This is a genomic window from Enterobacter sp. Lyrl_3 (genome assembly GCF_051948675.1).
Classification (GTDB): Bacteria; Pseudomonadota; Gammaproteobacteria; order Enterobacterales; family Enterobacteriaceae; genus Enterobacter; species Enterobacter cloacae.
This window is the reverse complement of record NZ_JAYJLI010000002.1, coordinates 446383-464099: the sequence shown is the minus strand read 5'-3', so window position 1 is coordinate 464099 and position 17717 is coordinate 446383. Positions and strand designations below refer to the sequence as shown.

The following is a 17717-nucleotide window of genomic DNA, read 5'->3' as shown; positions in this document are numbered from 1 at the left end:
CGTCGACATCCTTACAAAACCCGGATTTAACGCGGAAAACGGCTTCATTATTCCACTGCTCGCCGGGTTATAGCAAGATGACTTTTACCAATTATCACCCGGTTACTCACAGTTTCTTCACTTCAGGATGGTGATTGGTTTAATAACCACCAAATCGATTGCGCGAAACCGGGGCAGGCCGGATAAAAGTAAATATAAGCATAGAAAAATGAGTGGCGCTAATGCCTGACGATATTTAGAATCGCCAACCATGAAAACAGAGACTCCAGCCGTAAAAATGGTTGCTATCGCCGATGATGAAGCGGGGCAACGTATCGATAACTTTTTGCGCACCCAGCTGAAAGGGGTACCAAAAAGCATGATTTACCGCATCCTGCGTAAGGGCGAGGTGCGGGTTAACAAAAAACGCGTGAAGCCTGAGTATAAGCTCGAAGCCGGTGACGAAGTGCGTATCCCGCCGGTGCGTGTTGCCGAACGTGAAGAAGAGGTCGTGTCGCCTAAGCTGCAGAAGGTGGCCGCCCTGAGTGATGTGATCCTGTATGAAGATGACCATATCCTGGTGCTGAATAAACCGTCGGGTACGGCGGTACACGGCGGCAGCGGTCTCAGCTTCGGCGTGATTGAAGGGCTGCGCGCGCTGCGCCCGGAAGCCCGTTTCCTCGAACTGGTTCACCGTCTCGATCGTGACACCTCTGGCGTGCTGCTGGTCGCCAAAAAACGTTCAGCCCTGCGCTCGTTGCACGAGCAGCTGCGCGAAAAAGGGATGCAGAAAGATTATCTGGCGCTGGTGCGCGGTCAGTGGCAGTCCCACGTGAAAGTGGTGCAGGCCCCGCTATTGAAAAATATTTTGCAAAGCGGTGAGCGAATCGTTCGCGTCAGCCAGGAAGGTAAACCGTCTGAGACGCGCTTCAAAGTAGAAGAGCGCTATGAGTTTGCCACCCTGGTGCGCTGTAGCCCGGTGACGGGCCGAACCCACCAGATTCGCGTGCATACCCAGTTTGCGGGCCATCCGATTGCCTTTGACGATCGCTATGGCGACAGGGAATTTGATAAGCAACTGGCGGGGACGGGGCTGTCGCGTCTGTTCCTGCATGCGGCAGCGCTGAAGTTTACCCATCCGAATACCGGCGAGACTATACGTATTGAAGCGCCGCTGGATGAGCAGTTGAAACGCTGCCTGAAAGTTCTGCGCGGCTAAGGTAAAAGTTAAACGGCAACGGAGTTGCCGTTTTTAATGTTTGCACCCTCTCCCTGTGGGAGAGGGCCGGGGTGAGGGCATCAGGCCGCAACGGTCACGCCGTCAGTGGATTACACGCTTCGCGTCTTAACATCTGGCACAGCGCAATCAGCGGTAAGCCCACCAGCGTGTTCGGATCACGCCCCTCCAGCTTTTCGAAGAGCGCAATCCCAAGACCTTCACTTTTAAAACTGCCGGCGCAGTTCAGCGGCCGTTCACGACGCACATAATCAGTGATTTCTTGCTCGCTCAGGTGTCGGAAGTGAACATCAAACGGTTCGCATTCGGTCTGCAGGTGGCCTACGGCGGAGTTGTAGAGCGCGAGGCCGGTATAAAAGGTAACAATATTGCCGCGCGCCTGCATAAGCTGTTTACAGGCATTCTCTTCGGTGTGTGGCTTACCGGTGATGACACCATCCAGCACGCAAACCTGATCGGAGCCTATAATCAAATGCGAAGGGTATTGTGCGGCAAGCGATTGTGCTTTCTCTTTCGCCAGACGCGTCACTAGATGACGCGGCGACTCGCCAGGTTCTGGCGTCTCGTCAACGTCCGGCGCGGCACACACAAACGGGATCCCGAGCTTTTCCAGCAACATTCGGCGGTAGGGAGAAGTGGAAGCGAGAACGAGATTTGGCATATTTTTATCACCAGATATAGCGTATCGATGCCAGCCATTTTAAACTACAGGCCGCAATGTGTGCGAATAATTGGCAAAAGGCAGCCCTGGTTGCCTTTTTCTTTGACTATATGACGTTACAAAGTTAATATGCGCGCCCTATGCAAAAGGTAAAATTACCCCTGACTCTTGATCCGGTTCGTACGGCTCAAAAACGCCTCGATTACGAAGGTATCTATACTTCCGATCAGGCTGAGCGTATTGCCGAATCCGTAGTCAGTGTGGACAGTGATGTGGAATGCTCCATGTCGTTCGCTATCGATAACCAGCGCCTTGCCGTTTTAACCGGTGATGCAAAGGTGACGGTAACGCTCGAATGTCAGCGTTGCGGGAAACCGTTCACACAGCACGTTCACACAACGTATTGTTTCAGTCCGGTTCGTTCTGACGAACAGGCTGAGGCACTCCCGGAAGCGTATGAGCCGATTGAGGTTAACGAATTCGGTGAAATCGATCTTCTGGCTCTGGTTGAAGATGAAATCATCCTCACCTTGCCAGTGGTTCCGGTGCATGATTCTGAACACTGTGAAGTGTCCGAGGCGGACATGGTCTTTGGGGAACTGCCTGATGAAGCGCAAAAACCAAACCCATTTGCCGTATTAGCCAGCTTAAAGCGTAAGTAATTGAGGAGTAAGGTCCATGGCCGTACAACAGAATAAACCAACCCGTTCCAAACGTGGCATGCGTCGTTCCCATGACGCGCTGACTGCAGTTACCAGCCTGTCTGTAGACAAGACTTCTGGTGAGAAACACCTGCGTCACCACATCACTGCTGACGGTTTCTACCGCGGCCGCAAGGTTATCACTAAGTAATCACGCGTTTGCGTGATTAGGCTTAGTGAGGAACTCCCCGTGCAAACGGGGAATTTACCGAACCAGGCTGCGACGATACCTTGACACGTCTAACCCTGGCGTTAGATGTCATGGGAGGAGATTTTGGGCCTTCCGTGACAGTGCCTGCAGCATTGCAGGCACTGAATTCTAATTCGCAACTCACACTTCTTTTAGTCGGCAATCCCGACACAATCACGCCATTACTTGCAAAAGCTGACTTCGAACAACGTTCACGTCTGCAGATTATTCCTGCGCAGTCAGTTATTGCCAGTGATGCCCGGCCATCGCAGGCGATTCGCAATAGCCGTGGCAGCTCTATGCGAATGGCGCTGGAGCTGGTAAAAGAAGGACGTGCGCAGGCCTGCGTCAGCGCGGGGAATACCGGCGCGCTGATGGGGCTGTCGAAATTACTGCTCAAGCCTATTGAGGGCATTGAGCGTCCGGCGCTGGTGACGGTACTCCCGCATCAGCAAAAGGGCAAAACGGTGGTGCTCGATCTGGGCGCTAACGTCGATTGTGATAGTACAATGCTGGCTCAGTTTGCCGTGATGGGGTCGGTGCTGGCAGAAGAAGTGGTCGGGATCACCAATCCCCGTGTTGCGTTACTGAACATAGGTGAAGAAGAGACCAAAGGCCTGGACAGCATTCGTGAGGCTGCCGAATTGCTTAAACAGGTTCCCTCCATCAACTATATTGGTTATCTCGAAGCCAATGAGTTGCTGACGGGGAAAACGGATGTTCTGGTGTGTGATGGGTTCACTGGAAACGTGACGTTGAAGACCATGGAAGGGGTTGTGCGAATGTTCCTTTCTCTCCTCAAATCGCAGGGAGAAAGTAAAAAAAGCGCCTGGTGGCTGATTTTATTAAAGCGTTGGTTACAAAAAAGCCTGACGCGGCGATTCAGTCACCTCAACCCCGACCAGTATAATGGCGCCTGTCTGTTAGGATTGCGCGGCATTGTGATCAAGAGTCACGGTGCCGCCAATCAGCGAGCATTTACTGTCGCCATTGAACAGGCAGTGCAGGCGGTGCAGCGACAAGTCCCTCAGCGGATTGCCGCTCGCCTGGAATCTGTATTAGCTAAAAGTGACTGAGCGTACATGTATACGAAGATTATTGGTACCGGCAGCTATCTGCCAACACAAGTGCGAACCAACGCCGATCTGGAAAAAATGGTAGATACGTCTGACGAGTGGATTGTCACGCGCACAGGTATCCGTGAACGTCGTATCGCCGCGCCAGACGAAACCGTGTCCACCATGGGTTACGAAGCTGCACAGCGTGCTATCGAGATGGCGGGCATCGATAAAGATCAGATTGGTTTGATCGTGGTTGCCACAACATCGGCCACGCATGCTTTCCCAAGCGCAGCGTGCCAGGTGCAGAATATGCTCGGTATTAAAGGCTGCCCGGCGTTTGACGTTGCCGCAGCGTGCGCGGGTTTCACCTACGCATTGAGCGTTGCCGATCAGTATGTAAAATCCGGCGCGGTGAAGTATGCGCTGGTGATCGGTGCTGACGTGCTGGCGCGTACCTGCGATCCAACCGATCGCGGAACGATCATTATTTTTGGTGATGGTGCGGGTGCCGTGCTGCTGGGTCAGTCTGAAGAGCCGGGCATCATCTCCACGCATCTGCATGCTGACGGTAGCTATGGCGAACTGTTAACGCTGCCTAATGCCGACCGTGTGAATCCGGATAGCTCTATCTATCTGACCATGGCAGGTAACGAAGTGTTTAAGGTCGCGGTGACGGAACTGGCCCACATTGTTGATGAAACGCTGGAGGCGAATGGCCTTGAGCGCACCGCACTCGACTGGCTGGTGCCGCATCAGGCGAACCTGCGTATTATCAGTGCAACCGCGAAAAAGCTGGGCATGTCGATGGATAACGTTGTGGTGACGCTCGATCGCCACGGCAATACCTCTGCGGCGTCAGTACCGTGCGCCTTTGATGAAGCGGTACGTGACGGACGAATCAAACGGGGCCAGTTGGTCTTGCTTGAAGCCTTCGGTGGCGGGTTCACCTGGGGTTCCGCGCTGGTTCGTTTCTAGGATAAGGATTAAAAGATGACGCAATTTGCTTTTGTGTTTCCGGGTCAGGGCTCTCAAACCGTTGGGATGTTGTCTGAAATGGCAGCAAACTATCCGGTAATCGAAGAGACTTTCCGTGAAGCTTCCGATGCGCTGGGTTATGATTTATGGGCGCTGACCCAACAAGGTCCGGCCGAAGAGCTGAACAAAACCTGGCAGACTCAGCCAGCACTGCTGACCGCTTCCGTTGCGCTGTGGCGCGTCTGGCAGCAGAAGGGCGGTAAAGCGCCAGCCCTGCTCGCGGGCCATAGCCTGGGTGAATACTCTGCACTGGTCTGTGCCGGTGTGATCGCCTTTGCTGACGCGGTACGCCTGGTAGAACTGCGTGGTAAATTCATGCAGGAAGCTGTGCCAGAAGGCACGGGCGGCATGTCTGCGATCATCGGTCTCGACGATGCTTCCATCGCAAAAGCGTGTGAAGAATCAGCAGAAGGTCAGGTGGTTTCACCGGTTAACTTCAACTCGCCAGGCCAGGTGGTTATAGCCGGTCATAAAGAAGCGGTTGAACGTGCAGGTGCAGCCTGTAAAGCCGCGGGGGCGAAACGTGCGCTGCCGCTGCCAGTGAGTGTTCCGTCCCACTGTGCGCTGATGAAACCTGCTGCTGACAAGCTGGCGGTTGAACTGGAAAAAATTACCTTTAACGCACCGACGATTTCCGTTGTGAACAACGTCGATGTGAAATGTGAAACCACGCCGGAGGCTATCCGTGATGCGCTGGTTCGCCAGCTTTATAGCCCGGTACAGTGGACCAAAACCGTTGAGTTTATGGCCTCTCAGGGCGTTGAGCACCTGTACGAAGTCGGCCCAGGGAAAGTCCTGACTGGTTTGACAAAACGTATTGTTGACACCCTGACTGCCTCGGCGATTAACGAGCCGGAAGCCATTGAAGCGGCACTCTCGCAATAAAAGAGGAATACCATGAGTTTTGAAGGAAAAATTGCCCTGGTCACTGGCGCAAGCCGCGGTATCGGGCGTGCAATTGCTGAAACACTGGCCGCGCGCGGCGCGAAAGTGATTGGTACAGCAACCAGCGAGAATGGCGCGAAGGCCATCAGCGACTATCTGGGTGCGAACGGTAAAGGTCTGGTACTGAATGTGACCGAACCTGCATCTATCGAATCTGTTCTGGAAAATATTCGCGCAGAGTTTGGCGAAGTGGATATTCTGGTCAATAATGCCGGGATCACTCGCGATAACCTGTTGATGCGAATGAAAGACGACGAGTGGAACGATATTATCGAAACCAACCTGTCATCTGTATTCCGTCTGTCAAAAGCGGTAATGCGCGCTATGATGAAAAAGCGTCATGGTCGTATTATCACTGTCGGTTCTGTGGTTGGTACCATGGGAAATGCTGGTCAGGCTAACTACGCTGCGGCGAAAGCAGGTCTGATTGGTTTCAGTAAGTCGCTGGCGCGTGAAGTCGCGTCCCGCGGGATTACTGTAAACGTTGTTGCTCCGGGCTTTATTGAAACGGACATGACGCGTGCGCTGACTGATGAGCAGCGTGCGGGTACGCTGGCAGCTGTTCCTGCGGGCCGCTTAGGCGACCCTAAAGAAATTGCCAGCGCGGTTGCATTTTTAGCCTCTGACGAAGCGGGTTACATCACTGGTGAAACCCTCCACGTCAACGGCGGGATGTATATGGTTTAATCACGATCGAAAATATTTGCGTTATTGGGGGGATTGGCCTCAAAATAACGTAAAATCGTGGTAAGACCTGCCGGGATTTAGTTGCAAATTTTTCAACATTTTATACACTACGAAAACCATCGCGAAAGCGAGTTTTGATAGGAAATTTAAGAGTATGAGCACTATCGAAGAACGCGTTAAGAAAATTATCGGCGAACAGCTGGGCGTTAAGCAGGAAGAAGTTGTGAACTCCGCTTCCTTCGTTGAAGACCTGGGCGCAGATTCTCTTGACACCGTTGAGCTGGTAATGGCTCTGGAAGAAGAGTTTGATACTGAGATTCCGGACGAAGAAGCTGAGAAGATCACCACCGTTCAGGCTGCCATTGATTACATCAACGGCCACCAGGCGTAAGTGAACATCTCCAGGCGGTCATTCGACCGCCTGAGTTTTATCTTTTTTAGTCCCACGAATCTCTTTTTTTATCCCTCCCTGGAGGACAAACGTGTCTAAGCGTCGTGTAGTTGTGACCGGACTTGGCATGTTGTCTCCTGTCGGCAATACCGTAGAGTCCACCTGGAAAGCTCTCCTTGCCGGTCAGAGCGGCATCAGCCTAATCGACCATTTCGATACTAGCGCCTATGCAACGAAATTTGCTGGCTTAGTAAAGGATTTTAACTGTGAAGAGATCATCTCGCGCAAAGAACAGCGCAAGATGGATGCCTTCATTCAATATGGAATTGTCGCTGGCGTTCAGGCCATGCAGGATTCTGGCCTTGAAATTACGGAAGAGAACGCAACCCGTATCGGTGCTGCTATTGGCTCCGGGATTGGCGGTCTTGGTCTGATCGAGGAAAACCATTCATCTCTCATGAATGGCGGACCGCGTAAAATCAGCCCGTTCTTCGTTCCGTCCACGATTGTTAATATGGTGGCGGGTCACCTGACCATCATGTTCGGTCTGCGTGGGCCAAGCATTTCTATCGCGACCGCATGTACCTCTGGCGTGCATAACATCGGCCAGGCCGCGCGTATGATTGCGTACGGCGATGCAGATGCTATGGTGGCGGGCGGTGCTGAAAAAGCCAGTACCCCGCTTGGCGTGGGTGGCTTTGGTGCTGCGCGCGCGCTGTCTACCCGCAACGATAATCCTCAGGCGGCAAGCCGTCCTTGGGACAAAGACCGTGACGGTTTCGTGCTGGGCGATGGTGCAGGTATGCTCGTTCTGGAAGAGTACGAACATGCGAAAAAACGTGGCGCGAAAATTTATGCTGAAGTCGTTGGCTTTGGTATGAGCAGCGATGCCTATCACATGACGTCACCGCCAGAAAATGGTGCGGGCGCCGCGCTGGCCATGGAAAACGCGATTCGCGATGCGGGTATTACCCCAGCGCAAATCGGCTACGTTAACGCACACGGTACCTCTACCCCTGCGGGCGATAAAGCAGAAGCTCAGGCTGTTAAGTCTATCTTCGGTGAATCTGCCAGCCGCGTACTGGTCAGTTCCACAAAATCCATGACCGGTCACCTGTTGGGTGCGGCGGGGGCAGTAGAGTCTATTTACTCTATTCTTGCGCTGCGCGACCAGGCTGTTCCGCCAACCATCAACCTGGATAACCCGGATGAAGGTTGCGATCTGGACTTCGTTCCTCACGAAGCGCGCCAGGTGAGTGGAATGGAGTACACCCTGTGTAACTCCTTCGGCTTTGGCGGTACTAACGGTTCTCTGATCTTCAAAAAGATCTGAGTCTGCGTACCCTATGGCTGTGAAAAAAGGTCCGCTTGTCGGGCCTTTTTTATTCAGGCTAATCTTCTTGTCGGCTGCACGACATCCTGCCAGACTAAACGCCCACGCATAAGGAGCCACCATGTTTTTAATCAATGGCCTTGAGCAAGAATCTCTGCCTGCAAGCGACAGGGCGACTCAGTTTGGTGATGGCTGCTTTACCACGGCGCGCATTGCGGATGGCGACGTGTGTCTGCTGGAGGCGCATATACGTCGTCTGCAAACGGCCTGCAAAACGTTACTGATCCCCTTTACGCAATGGGACACGTTGCGCCAGGAAATGCGCCAGCTTGCGTCCGGAAAGCCCTGTGGGGTACTCAAGGTCATTATCAGCCGCGGCAGCGGTGGACGGGGCTATAGCGGTGTCAGTTGCCAACATCCCACCCGGATGCTGTCGGTTTCTGCGTATCCTGCCCAGTATCCGCGCTGGCGTGAAGAGGGCGTTACCCTGACCCTCAGCCCGGTACGTCTGGGAAGAAACCCCATGCTTGCCGGGATAAAACATCTCAATCGTCTTGAGCAGGTGCTAATCCGTACTCATCTTGAGCAGACGGCAGCCGATGAAGCGCTGGTTCTTGACAGCGAAGGGTTCATTACGGAATGCTGTGCGGCTAATTTATTCTGGCGGCAGGGCAACATTGTTTTCACGCCTTCGCTGGAACAGGCGGGAGTCAACGGTATTATGCGTCAGTTTTGTTTGCAGCAACTGGCACGCTCTGACTTTCACGTTGTCGAAGTTAACGCACGCGAAGAGGCGTTGCAGGCAGCAGATGAAATCGTTATTTGCAACGCGCTGATGCCGGTTATACCTGTCCGCGCTTATGGTCAAATTTGCTTGCCATCGCGCGAGCTGTTCTCTTTTTTAGCCCCGATATGTGAGCAAATCAGATAGTCATGAAGAAAATGTTGCGCTTTGTCCTCCTTCTAATCGTTGCGCTGGGTATCGCTGGCGGCGCGGGAATGTGGAAAGTTCGCCAGCTGGCGGACAGTAAGATCCTGATTAAGGACGAAACGATCTTTACCCTGAAAGCGGGAACCGGGCGATTGGCGCTCGGTGAACAGCTTTATGGCGATAAAATCATTAATCGTCCACGCGTGTTCCAGTGGTTATTGCGTGTGGAACCTGAGCTGTCTCATTTTAAAGCTGGCACCTATCGTTTCACGCCCGGGATGACCGTCAGAGAGATGCTGCAGTTGCTGGAAAGCGGCAAAGAAGCGCAGTTCCCGCTGCGGTTTGTTGAAGGGATGCGCCTTAGCGATTACCTCAAACAGCTGCGTGATGCGCCGTATATTAAACACACGCTGAAAGATGATAGTTATCAGACGGTTGCCGCGGTACTTGAATTTGAACATCCCGAGTGGGTTGAAGGCTGGTTCTGGCCGGACACCTGGATGTATACAGCCGGAACAACCGATGTGGCGATCCTGAAGCGTGCGCACAAAAAAATGGTCGCGGCGGTGGAGTCTGCGTGGGAAGGGCGCGCCGATGGCCTGCCGTATAAAGATCAAAACCAGTTTGTCACCATGGCCTCAATTATTGAGAAAGAGACCGCGGTGGCTTCAGAGCGCGACCAGGTGGCGTCGGTCTTTATCAACCGACTGCGCATTGGCATGCGTCTGCAAACTGACCCTACCGTGATTTACGGAATGGGTGAGAGCTACAGCGGCAAGATTTCACGAAAAGATCTGGAGACGCCGACGGCGTATAATACCTACGTTATTAGCGGCCTGCCGCCAGGCCCGATTGCCACGCCGAGCGAAGCCTCGCTTAAGGCGGCCGCGCATCCGGCAAAAACACCGTATCTCTACTTTGTGGCTGATGGAAAAGGGGGGCATACCTTTAACACCAACCTTGCCAGCCATAATCGCTCCGTTCAGGATTATCTGAAGGCACTTAAGGAAAAAAATGCGCAGTAAATACATTGTCATTGAGGGACTCGAAGGAGCCGGTAAAACCACAGCCCGCAACGTGGTAATCGAAACGCTGAAAACGCTCGGCGTTGCGGACATGGTGTTTACCCGTGAACCCGGCGGTACGCAGCTGGCTGAAAAGCTGCGCAGCCTGGTGCTGGATATCAAATCCGTGGGCGATGAAGTTATCACTGACAAAGCCGAAGTGCTGATGTTCTATGCCGCTCGCGTGCAGCTGGTAGAGACGGTCATCAAACCGGCTCTGGCCGCTGGCAAGTGGGTCATTGGCGACCGTCACGATCTGTCGACTCAGGCGTATCAGGGCGGGGGACGCGGAATTGACCAGACAATGCTGGCAACGTTGCGTGATGCAGTATTAGGGGATTTCCGCCCCGATCTGACGCTGTATCTGGATGTAACGCCGGAAGTGGGCCTGAAGCGCGCGCGCGCGCGCGGCGAGCTGGATCGCATTGAGCAAGAGTCGCTCGACTTCTTTAATCGCACCCGCGCGCGTTATCTTGAACTCGCCAGTCAGGACAGTTCCATTCGCACCATTGATGCGACGCAGTCCCTGGAAGAGGTGACCCGTTCCATTGAGGAAACTGTCAAACACTGGCTACAGGAGCAACAGGCATGAAATGGTACCCATGGTTGCGCCCGCACTTTGAACAGCTGATCGCCAGCTATCAGGCCGGACGGGGGCATCATGCGTTACTGATTCAGGCATTGCCGGGCATGGGTGAAGATGCATTGATCTACGCCATCACCCGTTTTCTGATGTGCCAGCAGCCAGAAGGTCACAAAAGCTGCGGTAAATGCCGCGGCTGCCAGCTGATGCAGGCGGGCACGCATCCTGACTATTACACGCTGGAGCCTGAGAAGGGCAAAAGTGCGCTCGGTATCGATGCCGTGCGTGAAGTCAGTGAAAAATTATACGAGCACGCACGACTGGGTGGCGCAAAAGTCGTCTGGCTGAAAGACGCGGCGTTGCTTACCGAGGCGGCGGCAAACGCGCTGCTTAAGACGCTGGAGGAGCCACCGGAAAAAACGTGGTTCTTCCTGTCATGCCGCGATCCGGGTCGATTACTGGCGACGTTACGCAGTCGGTGTCGGCTTCATCACCTTGCGACTCCCCAGGAATCGTGGGCGCTGAGCTGGCTGGAGCGTGAGGTGACAACGTCACAGGATAGCGCGTTGTCCGCATTGCGCCTCAGCAGCGGCGCACCTGCCGCGGCGCTGGCTCTGCTGCAGGCGGACGTCTGGTCGCAACGAGAAGCGCTTTGCCGCGCCGTTGCCTCTGCGCTGGAGAGCGGTGACTGGTTGAGCGTACTGCCTGCACTTAACAGCGATCAGGCTGCCGAGCGTCTGCACTGGCTGGCTGCCTTACTTCTGGATGCCCTCAAGATCCAGCAGGGGGCCACGCTGCTGACCAATCCCGATGTCTGGCCACTGGTAAACACGCTGGCGAATCGTCTGCCAGGCGCCACGTTGCGTGCGATCCTGCACGATACTTGCCAGAGCCGCGAACAACTTTTAACGGTAACCGGTCTTAATCGCGAGCTTGTACTGACCGACCAGTTATTGCGTATCGAACATTACCTGCAACCAGGCGTCACTCCGCCTGTTTCCCATCTCTGAGAGAGACATTATGTTTTTAGTCGACTCACACTGCCATCTCGATGGCCTGGATTATCAATCCCTGCATAAAGACGTGGACGACGTGCTGGCAAAAGCCGCCGCCCGCGATGTGAAATTTTGCCTTGCGGTGGCTACCACGCTGCCGGGCTATCGCACCATGCGTGAGCTGGTGGGCGTTCGCCCTAATGTGGTCTTTTCCTGTGGCGTGCATCCGCTCAATCAGGATGAAGCATACGACGTCGAGGAGTTACGTCGTCTGGCGGCCGAAGAGGGCGTGGTCGCGATGGGGGAAACCGGGCTGGATTATTACTACACGCCGGAGACCATGGCGCGTCAGCAGGAGTCCTTCCGCCATCACATTCGCATTGGCCGTGAGCTTAACAAACCGGTTATCGTTCATACCCGCGATGCCCGCGCCGATACCCTGGCGATCCTCAGAGAAGAAAACGTGACGGATTGCGGTGGCGTACTACACTGTTTCACAGAAGACAGAGAAACGGCGGGAAAACTGCTTGATTTAGGGTTTTATATCTCGTTTTCCGGGATCGTGACGTTCCGTAACGCTGAGCAGCTTCGCGATGCTGCGCGTTATGTTCCGCTCGATCGTATTCTGGTGGAAACAGACTCTCCTTATCTGGCTCCGGTACCGCATCGCGGTAAAGAAAACCAGCCAGCAATGACGAGAGACGTGGCTGAATACATGGCCGTTCTGAAGGGCGTCAGTATCGAAGAGCTGGCCCGCGTCACGACGGAAAACTTCTCTACACTGTTCCATATTGACCCCGCCCGCCTGCAATCTGTTTGATACACCTGTTTTTTTTAGGCTCGTAATTAATAGTTAAAACGAGTAAAGTTCACCGCCTCATTTGGGGCGGTGATGGTGTTTTTAGACACATCCAGAAATGCTTTTTGTAAATAACTGAAAGTTTTTCGACCGTCTTAAGCTGAAACGTGATAGCCGTCAAACAAACTCAGAGGGAATTATTTTACTCTGTGTAATAAATAAAGGGCGCTTAGATGTCCTGTCCACGGCACGGTACTCCCCCCGGGCCAATGCGTGAAAGCGTAAAAAAAGCACAAATACTCAGGAGCACTCTCAATTATGTTTAAGAATGCATTTGCTAACCTGCAAAAGGTCGGTAAATCGCTGATGCTGCCAGTATCCGTACTGCCTATCGCAGGTATCCTGCTGGGTGTCGGTTCTGCAAACTTCAGCTGGCTGCCAGCCGTAGTGTCCCACGTAATGGCCGAAGCAGGCGGTTCTGTCTTTGCTAACATGCCACTGATCTTCGCTATCGGTGTTGCTCTGGGCTTCACCAATAACGACGGCGTTTCTGCGCTGGCTTCTGTGGTTGCCTACGGCATCATGGTGAAAACCATGGCTGTGGTTGCACCGCTGGTTCTGCATTTACCTGCTGAAGAGATCGCAGCGAAACACCTGGCGGATACCGGTGTTCTGGGCGGTATCATCTCCGGTGCGATTGCAGCGTATATGTTTAACCGCTTCTATCGCATCAAGCTGCCTGAGTATCTGGGCTTCTTCGCGGGCAAGCGTTTCGTTCCGATCATCTCTGGTCTGGCAGCGATTTTCACGGGTGTGATCCTGTCCTTCATCTGGCCACCAATCGGTACGGCAATCCAGACCTTCTCTCAGTGGGCTGCTTATCAGAACCCGGTTGTGGCGTTTGGTATCTACGGCTTCATCGAGCGTTGCCTGGTGCCATTTGGTCTGCACCACATCTGGAACGTTCCATTCCAGATGCAGATTGGTGAATTCACCAACGCAGCAGGTCAGGTGTTCCACGGTGATATCCCACGTTATATGGCGGGTGACCCAACTGCAGGTAAACTGTCTGGTGGCTTCCTGTTCAAAATGTATGGTCTGCCAGCCGCGGCAATTGCAATCTGGCACTCTGCTAAACCAGAGAACCGTGCAAAAGTGGGCGGTATCATGATCTCCGCAGCGCTGACCTCGTTCCTGACCGGTATCACCGAGCCGATCGAGTTCTCCTTCATGTTCGTTGCGCCGATCCTGTACGTTATCCACGCGATTCTGGCGGGTCTGGCGTTCCCAATCTGTATCCTGCTGGGTATGCGTGACGGTACGTCCTTCTCACACGGCCTGATCGACTTCATCGTTCTGTCCGGTAACAGCAGCAAACTGTGGCTGTTCCCAATCGTGGGTGCGTGCTACGCCGTTGTTTACTACACCATCTTCCGCGTGCTGATCAAAGCACTGGACCTGAAAACGCCAGGTCGTGAAGATGCAACAGAAGACAGCAAAGCAGGCGCGACCAGCGAAATGGCTCCGGCACTGGTTGCAGCATTCGGCGGTAAAGAGAACATCACTAACCTGGACGCGTGTATCACTCGTCTGCGTGTGAGCGTTGCCGATGTTGCGAAAGTAGACCAGCCGGGTCTGAAAAAACTGGGCGCAGCGGGTGTGGTTGTTGCAGGTTCTGGTGTTCAGGCAATCTTCGGTACCAAATCCGATAACCTGAAAACCGAAATGGATGAATACATCCGCAACAGCTAAGCTGTGACCTGGGGAGACTAAGGCAGCCGAATGGCTGCCTTTTTTATGCCTGCAGTTTTGTTATGCCGGGTAGCGGCTGAACATTCAGAAGTCGTAGCTCGCGCTTACAGAGACGTTCAGCGGCGCGCCATATACCACATAAGAGCCGACGTAGTCGTAATACTCTTTGTCGAACAGGTTGTTGATGTTAGCCTGGACAGCAAAATCTTTAGTCACCTGATACCGGCTGAACAGGTTAACCAGCGCGTAGCTGCCTTGTTCTGCACGTGATCGACCTGCCGGGCCGCCATCTACATCGTTCCAGACTTTATTCTGCCAGTTCACCCCCCCGCCCACTGCCAGTGCAGGTAGCATGGGCAGTTGATAACGGGTAAAGAGTTTCATTGTGGTACGAGGCTGATCGGAACTTACCGCGTTGCCGCGCTTGTCTTCAGCAATGTAGCGGGTTGCGCCGAAGGTCAGCTGCCAGTTATCGGTCAGGGCGCCGTTTAGCTCGAACTCGATCCCTTTACTGACGACCCCATCCAGAGATTCATAAATTGACTCGCCGCTGGGCATGTAGGTGTAGGTATTATTCGCCACATTATCCTGCTCAATGCGGAAGAGGGCGAGCGAGGTGGTCAGGCGCGTACTAAACCAGTCTGCTTTCACCCCGGCTTCATAGCTTTTCCCCGTTGTCGGGTCCAGGTAGCGGCCGCTGGCGTCACGTTTGTCCTGAGGCTGGAAGATGGAGGTATAACTGACGTAGGTTGACCAGTCTTCATTGATATCATAAACAAGGCCCGCATATGGCGTTACATCATCCTTACTGCTTTCCAGGCGGGTGTCCGGGGAGCCCGCCGGGTTATAGCGAATGTTGTAATGGGTATAACGCGCACCGAGGATCAGAGATAGCGGATCGGCAAGCGAGAAGCGGGCTGAGGTATAGGCCGAAGACTGGCGGATATCATCCTGACTGTAAAGCTTCCAGGGGGTCCACTGCGGATCGGCGATATTCCCGTTCCAGTTTTTGAAGTTACCCACGTCAACCATGCCGTACAGCGCGTCCGGCATGGTGTTGTCATAGTGGTTACGCTGGCGGCTGAAGCTACCGCCAAACATCATCTCATGCTGGCGACCGAAAAGATCGAAACCGCCGCGCAGGAAGGCATCCACCGCATCCTGCTTACGTTCACCGCGGTTCCAGCCGCCATATCCGACCATACCCGCACCGGTCTCTTTATCCGGGTAGCCGGACATATACATCAGTTTGCTGTCGAAGTTGGTGTCGGCATGCATGCCGTTGATGTGGGCTTCCCAGCCGTTGTCGAAGCGTTGGGTGAAGTTGGCGAAAATACGGGTGTTGTCTTTATCTGAATAAGCCCAGTCTGGTGCAACGGTCTGGCTGCGGTTGTAATGGGTTTTGCTGCCATCGCTGTACCAGGTTGGCAGGCCGCCCCAGGTTGGGTTATCGGTATCGCTTTCCTGATATTCATAGCCCACAGACAGGGTGGTGCTGTCAGTCACGTCCGCATCGACCACGCCATAGAGGAACTTTTTGCGGTAGTGGTAGTTATCAACAAAACTGTCGTTGTCCTGATAACCCGTAATAAGACGACCGCGCACGTTACCCGACTCTACCAGCGGAGCCTGCAGATCCAGCACGTAGCGTTGTTTGTCCCAGCTACCGTAACTGGCGGAGACATTGCCTTTAAATTCATTGCTGTCTGCATGCTTACGTACCATGTTGACGTAGGCGGCGGGATTTCCCGTGCCGGACATCAGGCCGGTTGCGCCGCGTACCACTTCAATACGATCGTAAATGGCGGTATCGGCGGCGGTGTCGCCAAAGTTCCATACTTCGCTGATGGAGGTTGGCAGATCATCATACGCATAGTTACTGACAAAGAAGCCGCGCGAGTAAAATACCGTCCGGTCGCTGTCCTGTACCTGCGCGGTGACGCCGGTGGTGTTAGTTAACACCTGGCCGAGGGATTGCAGATTCTGATCTGCCATACGCTGCTGGCTAATGACGCTGACGGACTGCGGAATATCGCGGGGAACCAGTAACAGTTTCGTCCCCGTGGTGGTGGTCTTAACGCTGTAGTCCGTATCCTGACTGCTGGACGGGTCCTGTGCGTTATCAAAACCGCCCTCGACAACCACGGTATCTTCGGTTGCAGAGGCGGCGAAACTGACGGCTGGCATCAATGCCATAGCAATACAGGCAGCCAGCAACGAAGGCGTGGCGGCTGGCTGCGGTTGCCCATCCCTGGTGTGATAAATGAAAGACATCATCAAACCCTTACTGAATGGTGAAAGGTGAGTGCGACAGTCCCGTGAGAACGGGCTGACGTCGTTTTCTATGTTAAAAATGCGCATGAAAATGCAAATGCGAAATATACGCATTGTGATTAGCACTGTAAACAGATGTGTCAAAAGGAAATGAAATTATGTTTCAGGTGGTGAAGCGTCGGGAGCGGTTACTCTTCAGTCAGCTGAAACGCTTTCAGGAAAGAAATCCGGGGAGAAGGTTGAAAGGACAGGAGAAAGTCGCTCATACTCTTCCATTGTGCCACACACTCATGCAGAGATTGTGTTAATAGCGGACGCACCACGCCAGATTAAACTACAAAGGAACAGGTCATGGCTGAAGAAACCATTTTCAGTAAAATTATCCGCCGCGAAATCCCTTCGGATATCGTTTATCAGGATGAGCTGGTGACGGCTTTCAGAGATATTTCTCCTCAGGCTCCGACTCATATCCTTATCATTCCAAATATTCTGATTCCCACCGTCAATGACGTAAAAGCCGAGCATGAAGTGGCGTTAGGCCGTATGCTGACGGTAGCCGCGAAAATCGCCGAGCAGGAGGGGATTGCTGAAGACGGTTACCGTTTGATCATGAACTGTAATCGCCATGGTGGTCAGGAAGTTTATCATATTCATATGCATCTTCTGGGTGGGCGTCCTCTGGGACCGATGCTGTCACATAAAGGTCTTTGACATGTTAAAAGGGCGTATTGCAGCGCTGGCAATGACATTGGTAATGGTGGGATGCAGCACGCGCCCGGCCATTCCTGTCAGTGATGAACAGACGCTGGTGATGGAGTCCTCGGTACTTGCCGCGGGCATCACCGCAGAACAACCTACGTTGACCATCAGTGAAATTAAATCTTCTGCGTCCTCTACGCTCTTTAACGAAAGACACGAACCGGTGACGGTGCACTACCGTTTCTTCTGGTATGACGTACGGGGTCTTGAAATGCACCCGCTGGAAGCGCCGCGCAGCGTGACCATTCCGGCAGGATCGTCGGTAACGCTCTATGGTAGCGCCAACTATCTGGGTGCGCATAAGGTGAGACTTTATCTTTATCTGTAAGAGGTGAACCTT

19 protein-coding genes are annotated in these 17717 nt (G+C 53.6%); 17 read left to right on the top strand and 2 right to left on the bottom strand.

All coding sequences use genetic code 11. The features are described 5' to 3' along the window. Window positions 1-250: 250 nt before the first annotated feature. Window positions 251-1198 (top strand): 23S rRNA pseudouridine(955/2504/2580) synthase RluC, encoded by a 948-nt coding sequence (gene rluC / locus VF709_RS07435; RefSeq protein ID WP_028028073.1) that lies wholly within the window; start codon window positions 251-253, stop codon window positions 1196-1198. Between the two features lie 94 nt (window positions 1199-1292). On the opposite strand, the gene VF709_RS07430 is transcribed toward rluC, so the two are convergent. After that, the gene (locus VF709_RS07430) at window positions 1293-1877 is read right to left on the bottom strand and encodes a Maf family protein (protein WP_149896484.1); all 585 of its coding nucleotides are present in this window, start codon (window positions 1875-1877) and stop codon (window positions 1293-1295) included. Window positions 1878-2017: 140 nt separating this feature from the next. Between VF709_RS07430 and yceD the strand changes: the two genes are divergently transcribed. From yceD to ptsG, 14 genes are all read left to right on the top strand, one after another. Then, window positions 2018-2539, top strand: coding sequence for a 23S rRNA accumulation protein YceD (yceD, locus tag VF709_RS07425; protein ID WP_013097124.1), 522 nt, complete (start codon window positions 2018-2020; stop codon window positions 2537-2539). A gap of 16 nt (window positions 2540-2555) precedes the next feature. Continuing rightward, window positions 2556-2729: a 50S ribosomal protein L32 gene (gene rpmF, locus VF709_RS07420; RefSeq protein WP_003857964.1), complete on the top strand. Its 174-nt coding sequence runs from the start codon at window positions 2556-2558 to the stop codon at window positions 2727-2729. Between the two features lie 80 nt (window positions 2730-2809). After that, on the top strand, window positions 2810-3844 hold the full coding sequence (plsX, locus tag VF709_RS07415; RefSeq protein ID WP_072007019.1) for a phosphate acyltransferase PlsX: 1035 nt from the start codon (window positions 2810-2812) through the stop codon (window positions 3842-3844). 6 nt (window positions 3845-3850) lie between these two features. Further along, complete coding sequence (locus VF709_RS07410) at window positions 3851-4804, top strand: beta-ketoacyl-ACP synthase III (RefSeq protein ID WP_013097122.1); 954 nt, start codon at window positions 3851-3853, stop codon at window positions 4802-4804. A 15-nt stretch (window positions 4805-4819) separates the two neighbouring features. Then, window positions 4820-5749, top strand: a complete 930-nt coding sequence (fabD, locus tag VF709_RS07405; protein WP_014831447.1) for an ACP S-malonyltransferase — start codon at window positions 4820-4822, stop codon at window positions 5747-5749. A gap of 12 nt (window positions 5750-5761) precedes the next feature. Next, window positions 5762-6496: a 3-oxoacyl-ACP reductase FabG gene (gene fabG / locus VF709_RS07400; RefSeq protein WP_013097120.1), complete on the top strand. Its 735-nt coding sequence runs from the start codon at window positions 5762-5764 to the stop codon at window positions 6494-6496. Window positions 6497-6650: 154 nt separating this feature from the next. Continuing rightward, complete coding sequence (gene acpP / locus VF709_RS07395) at window positions 6651-6887, top strand: acyl carrier protein (protein ID WP_003857954.1); 237 nt, start codon at window positions 6651-6653, stop codon at window positions 6885-6887. 91 nt (window positions 6888-6978) lie between these two features. Continuing rightward, entirely contained in the window at window positions 6979-8220 is a 1242-nt protein-coding gene (fabF, locus tag VF709_RS07390) for a beta-ketoacyl-ACP synthase II (RefSeq protein WP_028028098.1), read from the top strand. A gap of 121 nt (window positions 8221-8341) precedes the next feature. Continuing rightward, a complete protein-coding gene (pabC, locus tag VF709_RS07385; protein WP_149896483.1) occupies window positions 8342-9151 on the top strand; it encodes an aminodeoxychorismate lyase in 810 nt (269 codons plus the stop codon). Window positions 9152-9153: 2 nt separating this feature from the next. Beyond that, a complete protein-coding gene (yceG, locus tag VF709_RS07380) occupies window positions 9154-10176 on the top strand; it encodes a cell division protein YceG (protein ID WP_023621898.1) in 1023 nt (340 codons plus the stop codon). After that, window positions 10166-10807, top strand: coding sequence for a dTMP kinase (gene tmk, locus VF709_RS07375; protein ID WP_013097116.1), 642 nt, complete (start codon window positions 10166-10168; stop codon window positions 10805-10807). The genes yceG and tmk overlap by 11 nt, the downstream gene beginning before the upstream one ends. After that, the gene (holB, locus tag VF709_RS07370; protein WP_023621897.1) at window positions 10804-11808 is read left to right on the top strand and encodes a DNA polymerase III subunit delta'; all 1005 of its coding nucleotides are present in this window, start codon (window positions 10804-10806) and stop codon (window positions 11806-11808) included. The genes tmk and holB overlap by 4 nt, the downstream gene beginning before the upstream one ends. Before the next feature lie 10 nt (window positions 11809-11818). After that, the gene (locus tag VF709_RS07365; RefSeq protein ID WP_020689599.1) at window positions 11819-12613 is read left to right on the top strand and encodes a metal-dependent hydrolase; all 795 of its coding nucleotides are present in this window, start codon (window positions 11819-11821) and stop codon (window positions 12611-12613) included. A 297-nt stretch (window positions 12614-12910) separates the two neighbouring features. After that, window positions 12911-14344: a PTS glucose transporter subunit IIBC gene (gene ptsG / locus VF709_RS07360; RefSeq protein WP_013097113.1), complete on the top strand. Its 1434-nt coding sequence runs from the start codon at window positions 12911-12913 to the stop codon at window positions 14342-14344. 84 nt (window positions 14345-14428) lie between these two features. Here ptsG and fhuE read toward each other — a convergent pair whose 3' ends face one another. Next, window positions 14429-16618, bottom strand: a complete 2190-nt coding sequence (gene fhuE / locus VF709_RS07355; protein ID WP_038419110.1) for a ferric-rhodotorulic acid/ferric-coprogen receptor FhuE — start codon at window positions 16616-16618, stop codon at window positions 14429-14431. A 351-nt stretch (window positions 16619-16969) separates the two neighbouring features. Between fhuE and hinT the strand changes: the two genes are divergently transcribed. Both hinT and VF709_RS07345 read left to right on the top strand, forming a co-directional pair. Beyond that, window positions 16970-17329: a purine nucleoside phosphoramidase gene (gene hinT / locus VF709_RS07350; RefSeq protein WP_013097111.1), complete on the top strand. Its 360-nt coding sequence runs from the start codon at window positions 16970-16972 to the stop codon at window positions 17327-17329. A 1-nt stretch (window position 17330) separates the two neighbouring features. Further along, entirely contained in the window at window positions 17331-17705 is a 375-nt protein-coding gene (locus VF709_RS07345) for a YcfL family protein (protein ID WP_023621894.1), read from the top strand. Window positions 17706-17717 lie beyond the last annotated feature (12 nt).

Bases quoted from the DNA above. Each gene is read 5' to 3' on its own strand.
- rluC (WP_028028073.1), top strand. From the start codon at position 251: ATGAAAACAGAGACTCCAGCCGTAAAAATGGTTGCTATCGCCGATGAT.
- VF709_RS07430 (WP_149896484.1), bottom strand. From the start codon at position 1,877: ATGCCAAATCTCGTTCTCGCTTCCACTTCTCCCTACCGCCGAATGTTG.
- yceD (WP_013097124.1), top strand. From the start codon at position 2,018: ATGCAAAAGGTAAAATTACCCCTGACTCTTGATCCGGTTCGTACGGCT.
- rpmF (WP_003857964.1), top strand. From the start codon at position 2,556: ATGGCCGTACAACAGAATAAACCAACCCGTTCCAAACGTGGCATGCGT.
- VF709_RS07410 (WP_013097122.1), top strand. From the start codon at position 3,851: ATGTATACGAAGATTATTGGTACCGGCAGCTATCTGCCAACACAAGTG.
- fabD (WP_014831447.1), top strand. From the start codon at position 4,820: ATGACGCAATTTGCTTTTGTGTTTCCGGGTCAGGGCTCTCAAACCGTT.
- fabG (WP_013097120.1), top strand. From the start codon at position 5,762: ATGAGTTTTGAAGGAAAAATTGCCCTGGTCACTGGCGCAAGCCGCGGT.
- acpP (WP_003857954.1), top strand. From the start codon at position 6,651: ATGAGCACTATCGAAGAACGCGTTAAGAAAATTATCGGCGAACAGCTG.
- pabC (WP_149896483.1), top strand. From the start codon at position 8,342: ATGTTTTTAATCAATGGCCTTGAGCAAGAATCTCTGCCTGCAAGCGAC.
- yceG (WP_023621898.1), top strand. From the start codon at position 9,154: ATGAAGAAAATGTTGCGCTTTGTCCTCCTTCTAATCGTTGCGCTGGGT.
- tmk (WP_013097116.1), top strand. From the start codon at position 10,166: ATGCGCAGTAAATACATTGTCATTGAGGGACTCGAAGGAGCCGGTAAA.
- holB (WP_023621897.1), top strand. From the start codon at position 10,804: ATGAAATGGTACCCATGGTTGCGCCCGCACTTTGAACAGCTGATCGCC.
- VF709_RS07365 (WP_020689599.1), top strand. From the start codon at position 11,819: ATGTTTTTAGTCGACTCACACTGCCATCTCGATGGCCTGGATTATCAA.
- ptsG (WP_013097113.1), top strand. From the start codon at position 12,911: ATGTTTAAGAATGCATTTGCTAACCTGCAAAAGGTCGGTAAATCGCTG.
- fhuE (WP_038419110.1), bottom strand. From the start codon at position 16,618: ATGTCTTTCATTTATCACACCAGGGATGGGCAACCGCAGCCAGCCGCC.
- hinT (WP_013097111.1), top strand. From the start codon at position 16,970: ATGGCTGAAGAAACCATTTTCAGTAAAATTATCCGCCGCGAAATCCCT.
- VF709_RS07345 (WP_023621894.1), top strand. From the start codon at position 17,331: ATGTTAAAAGGGCGTATTGCAGCGCTGGCAATGACATTGGTAATGGTG.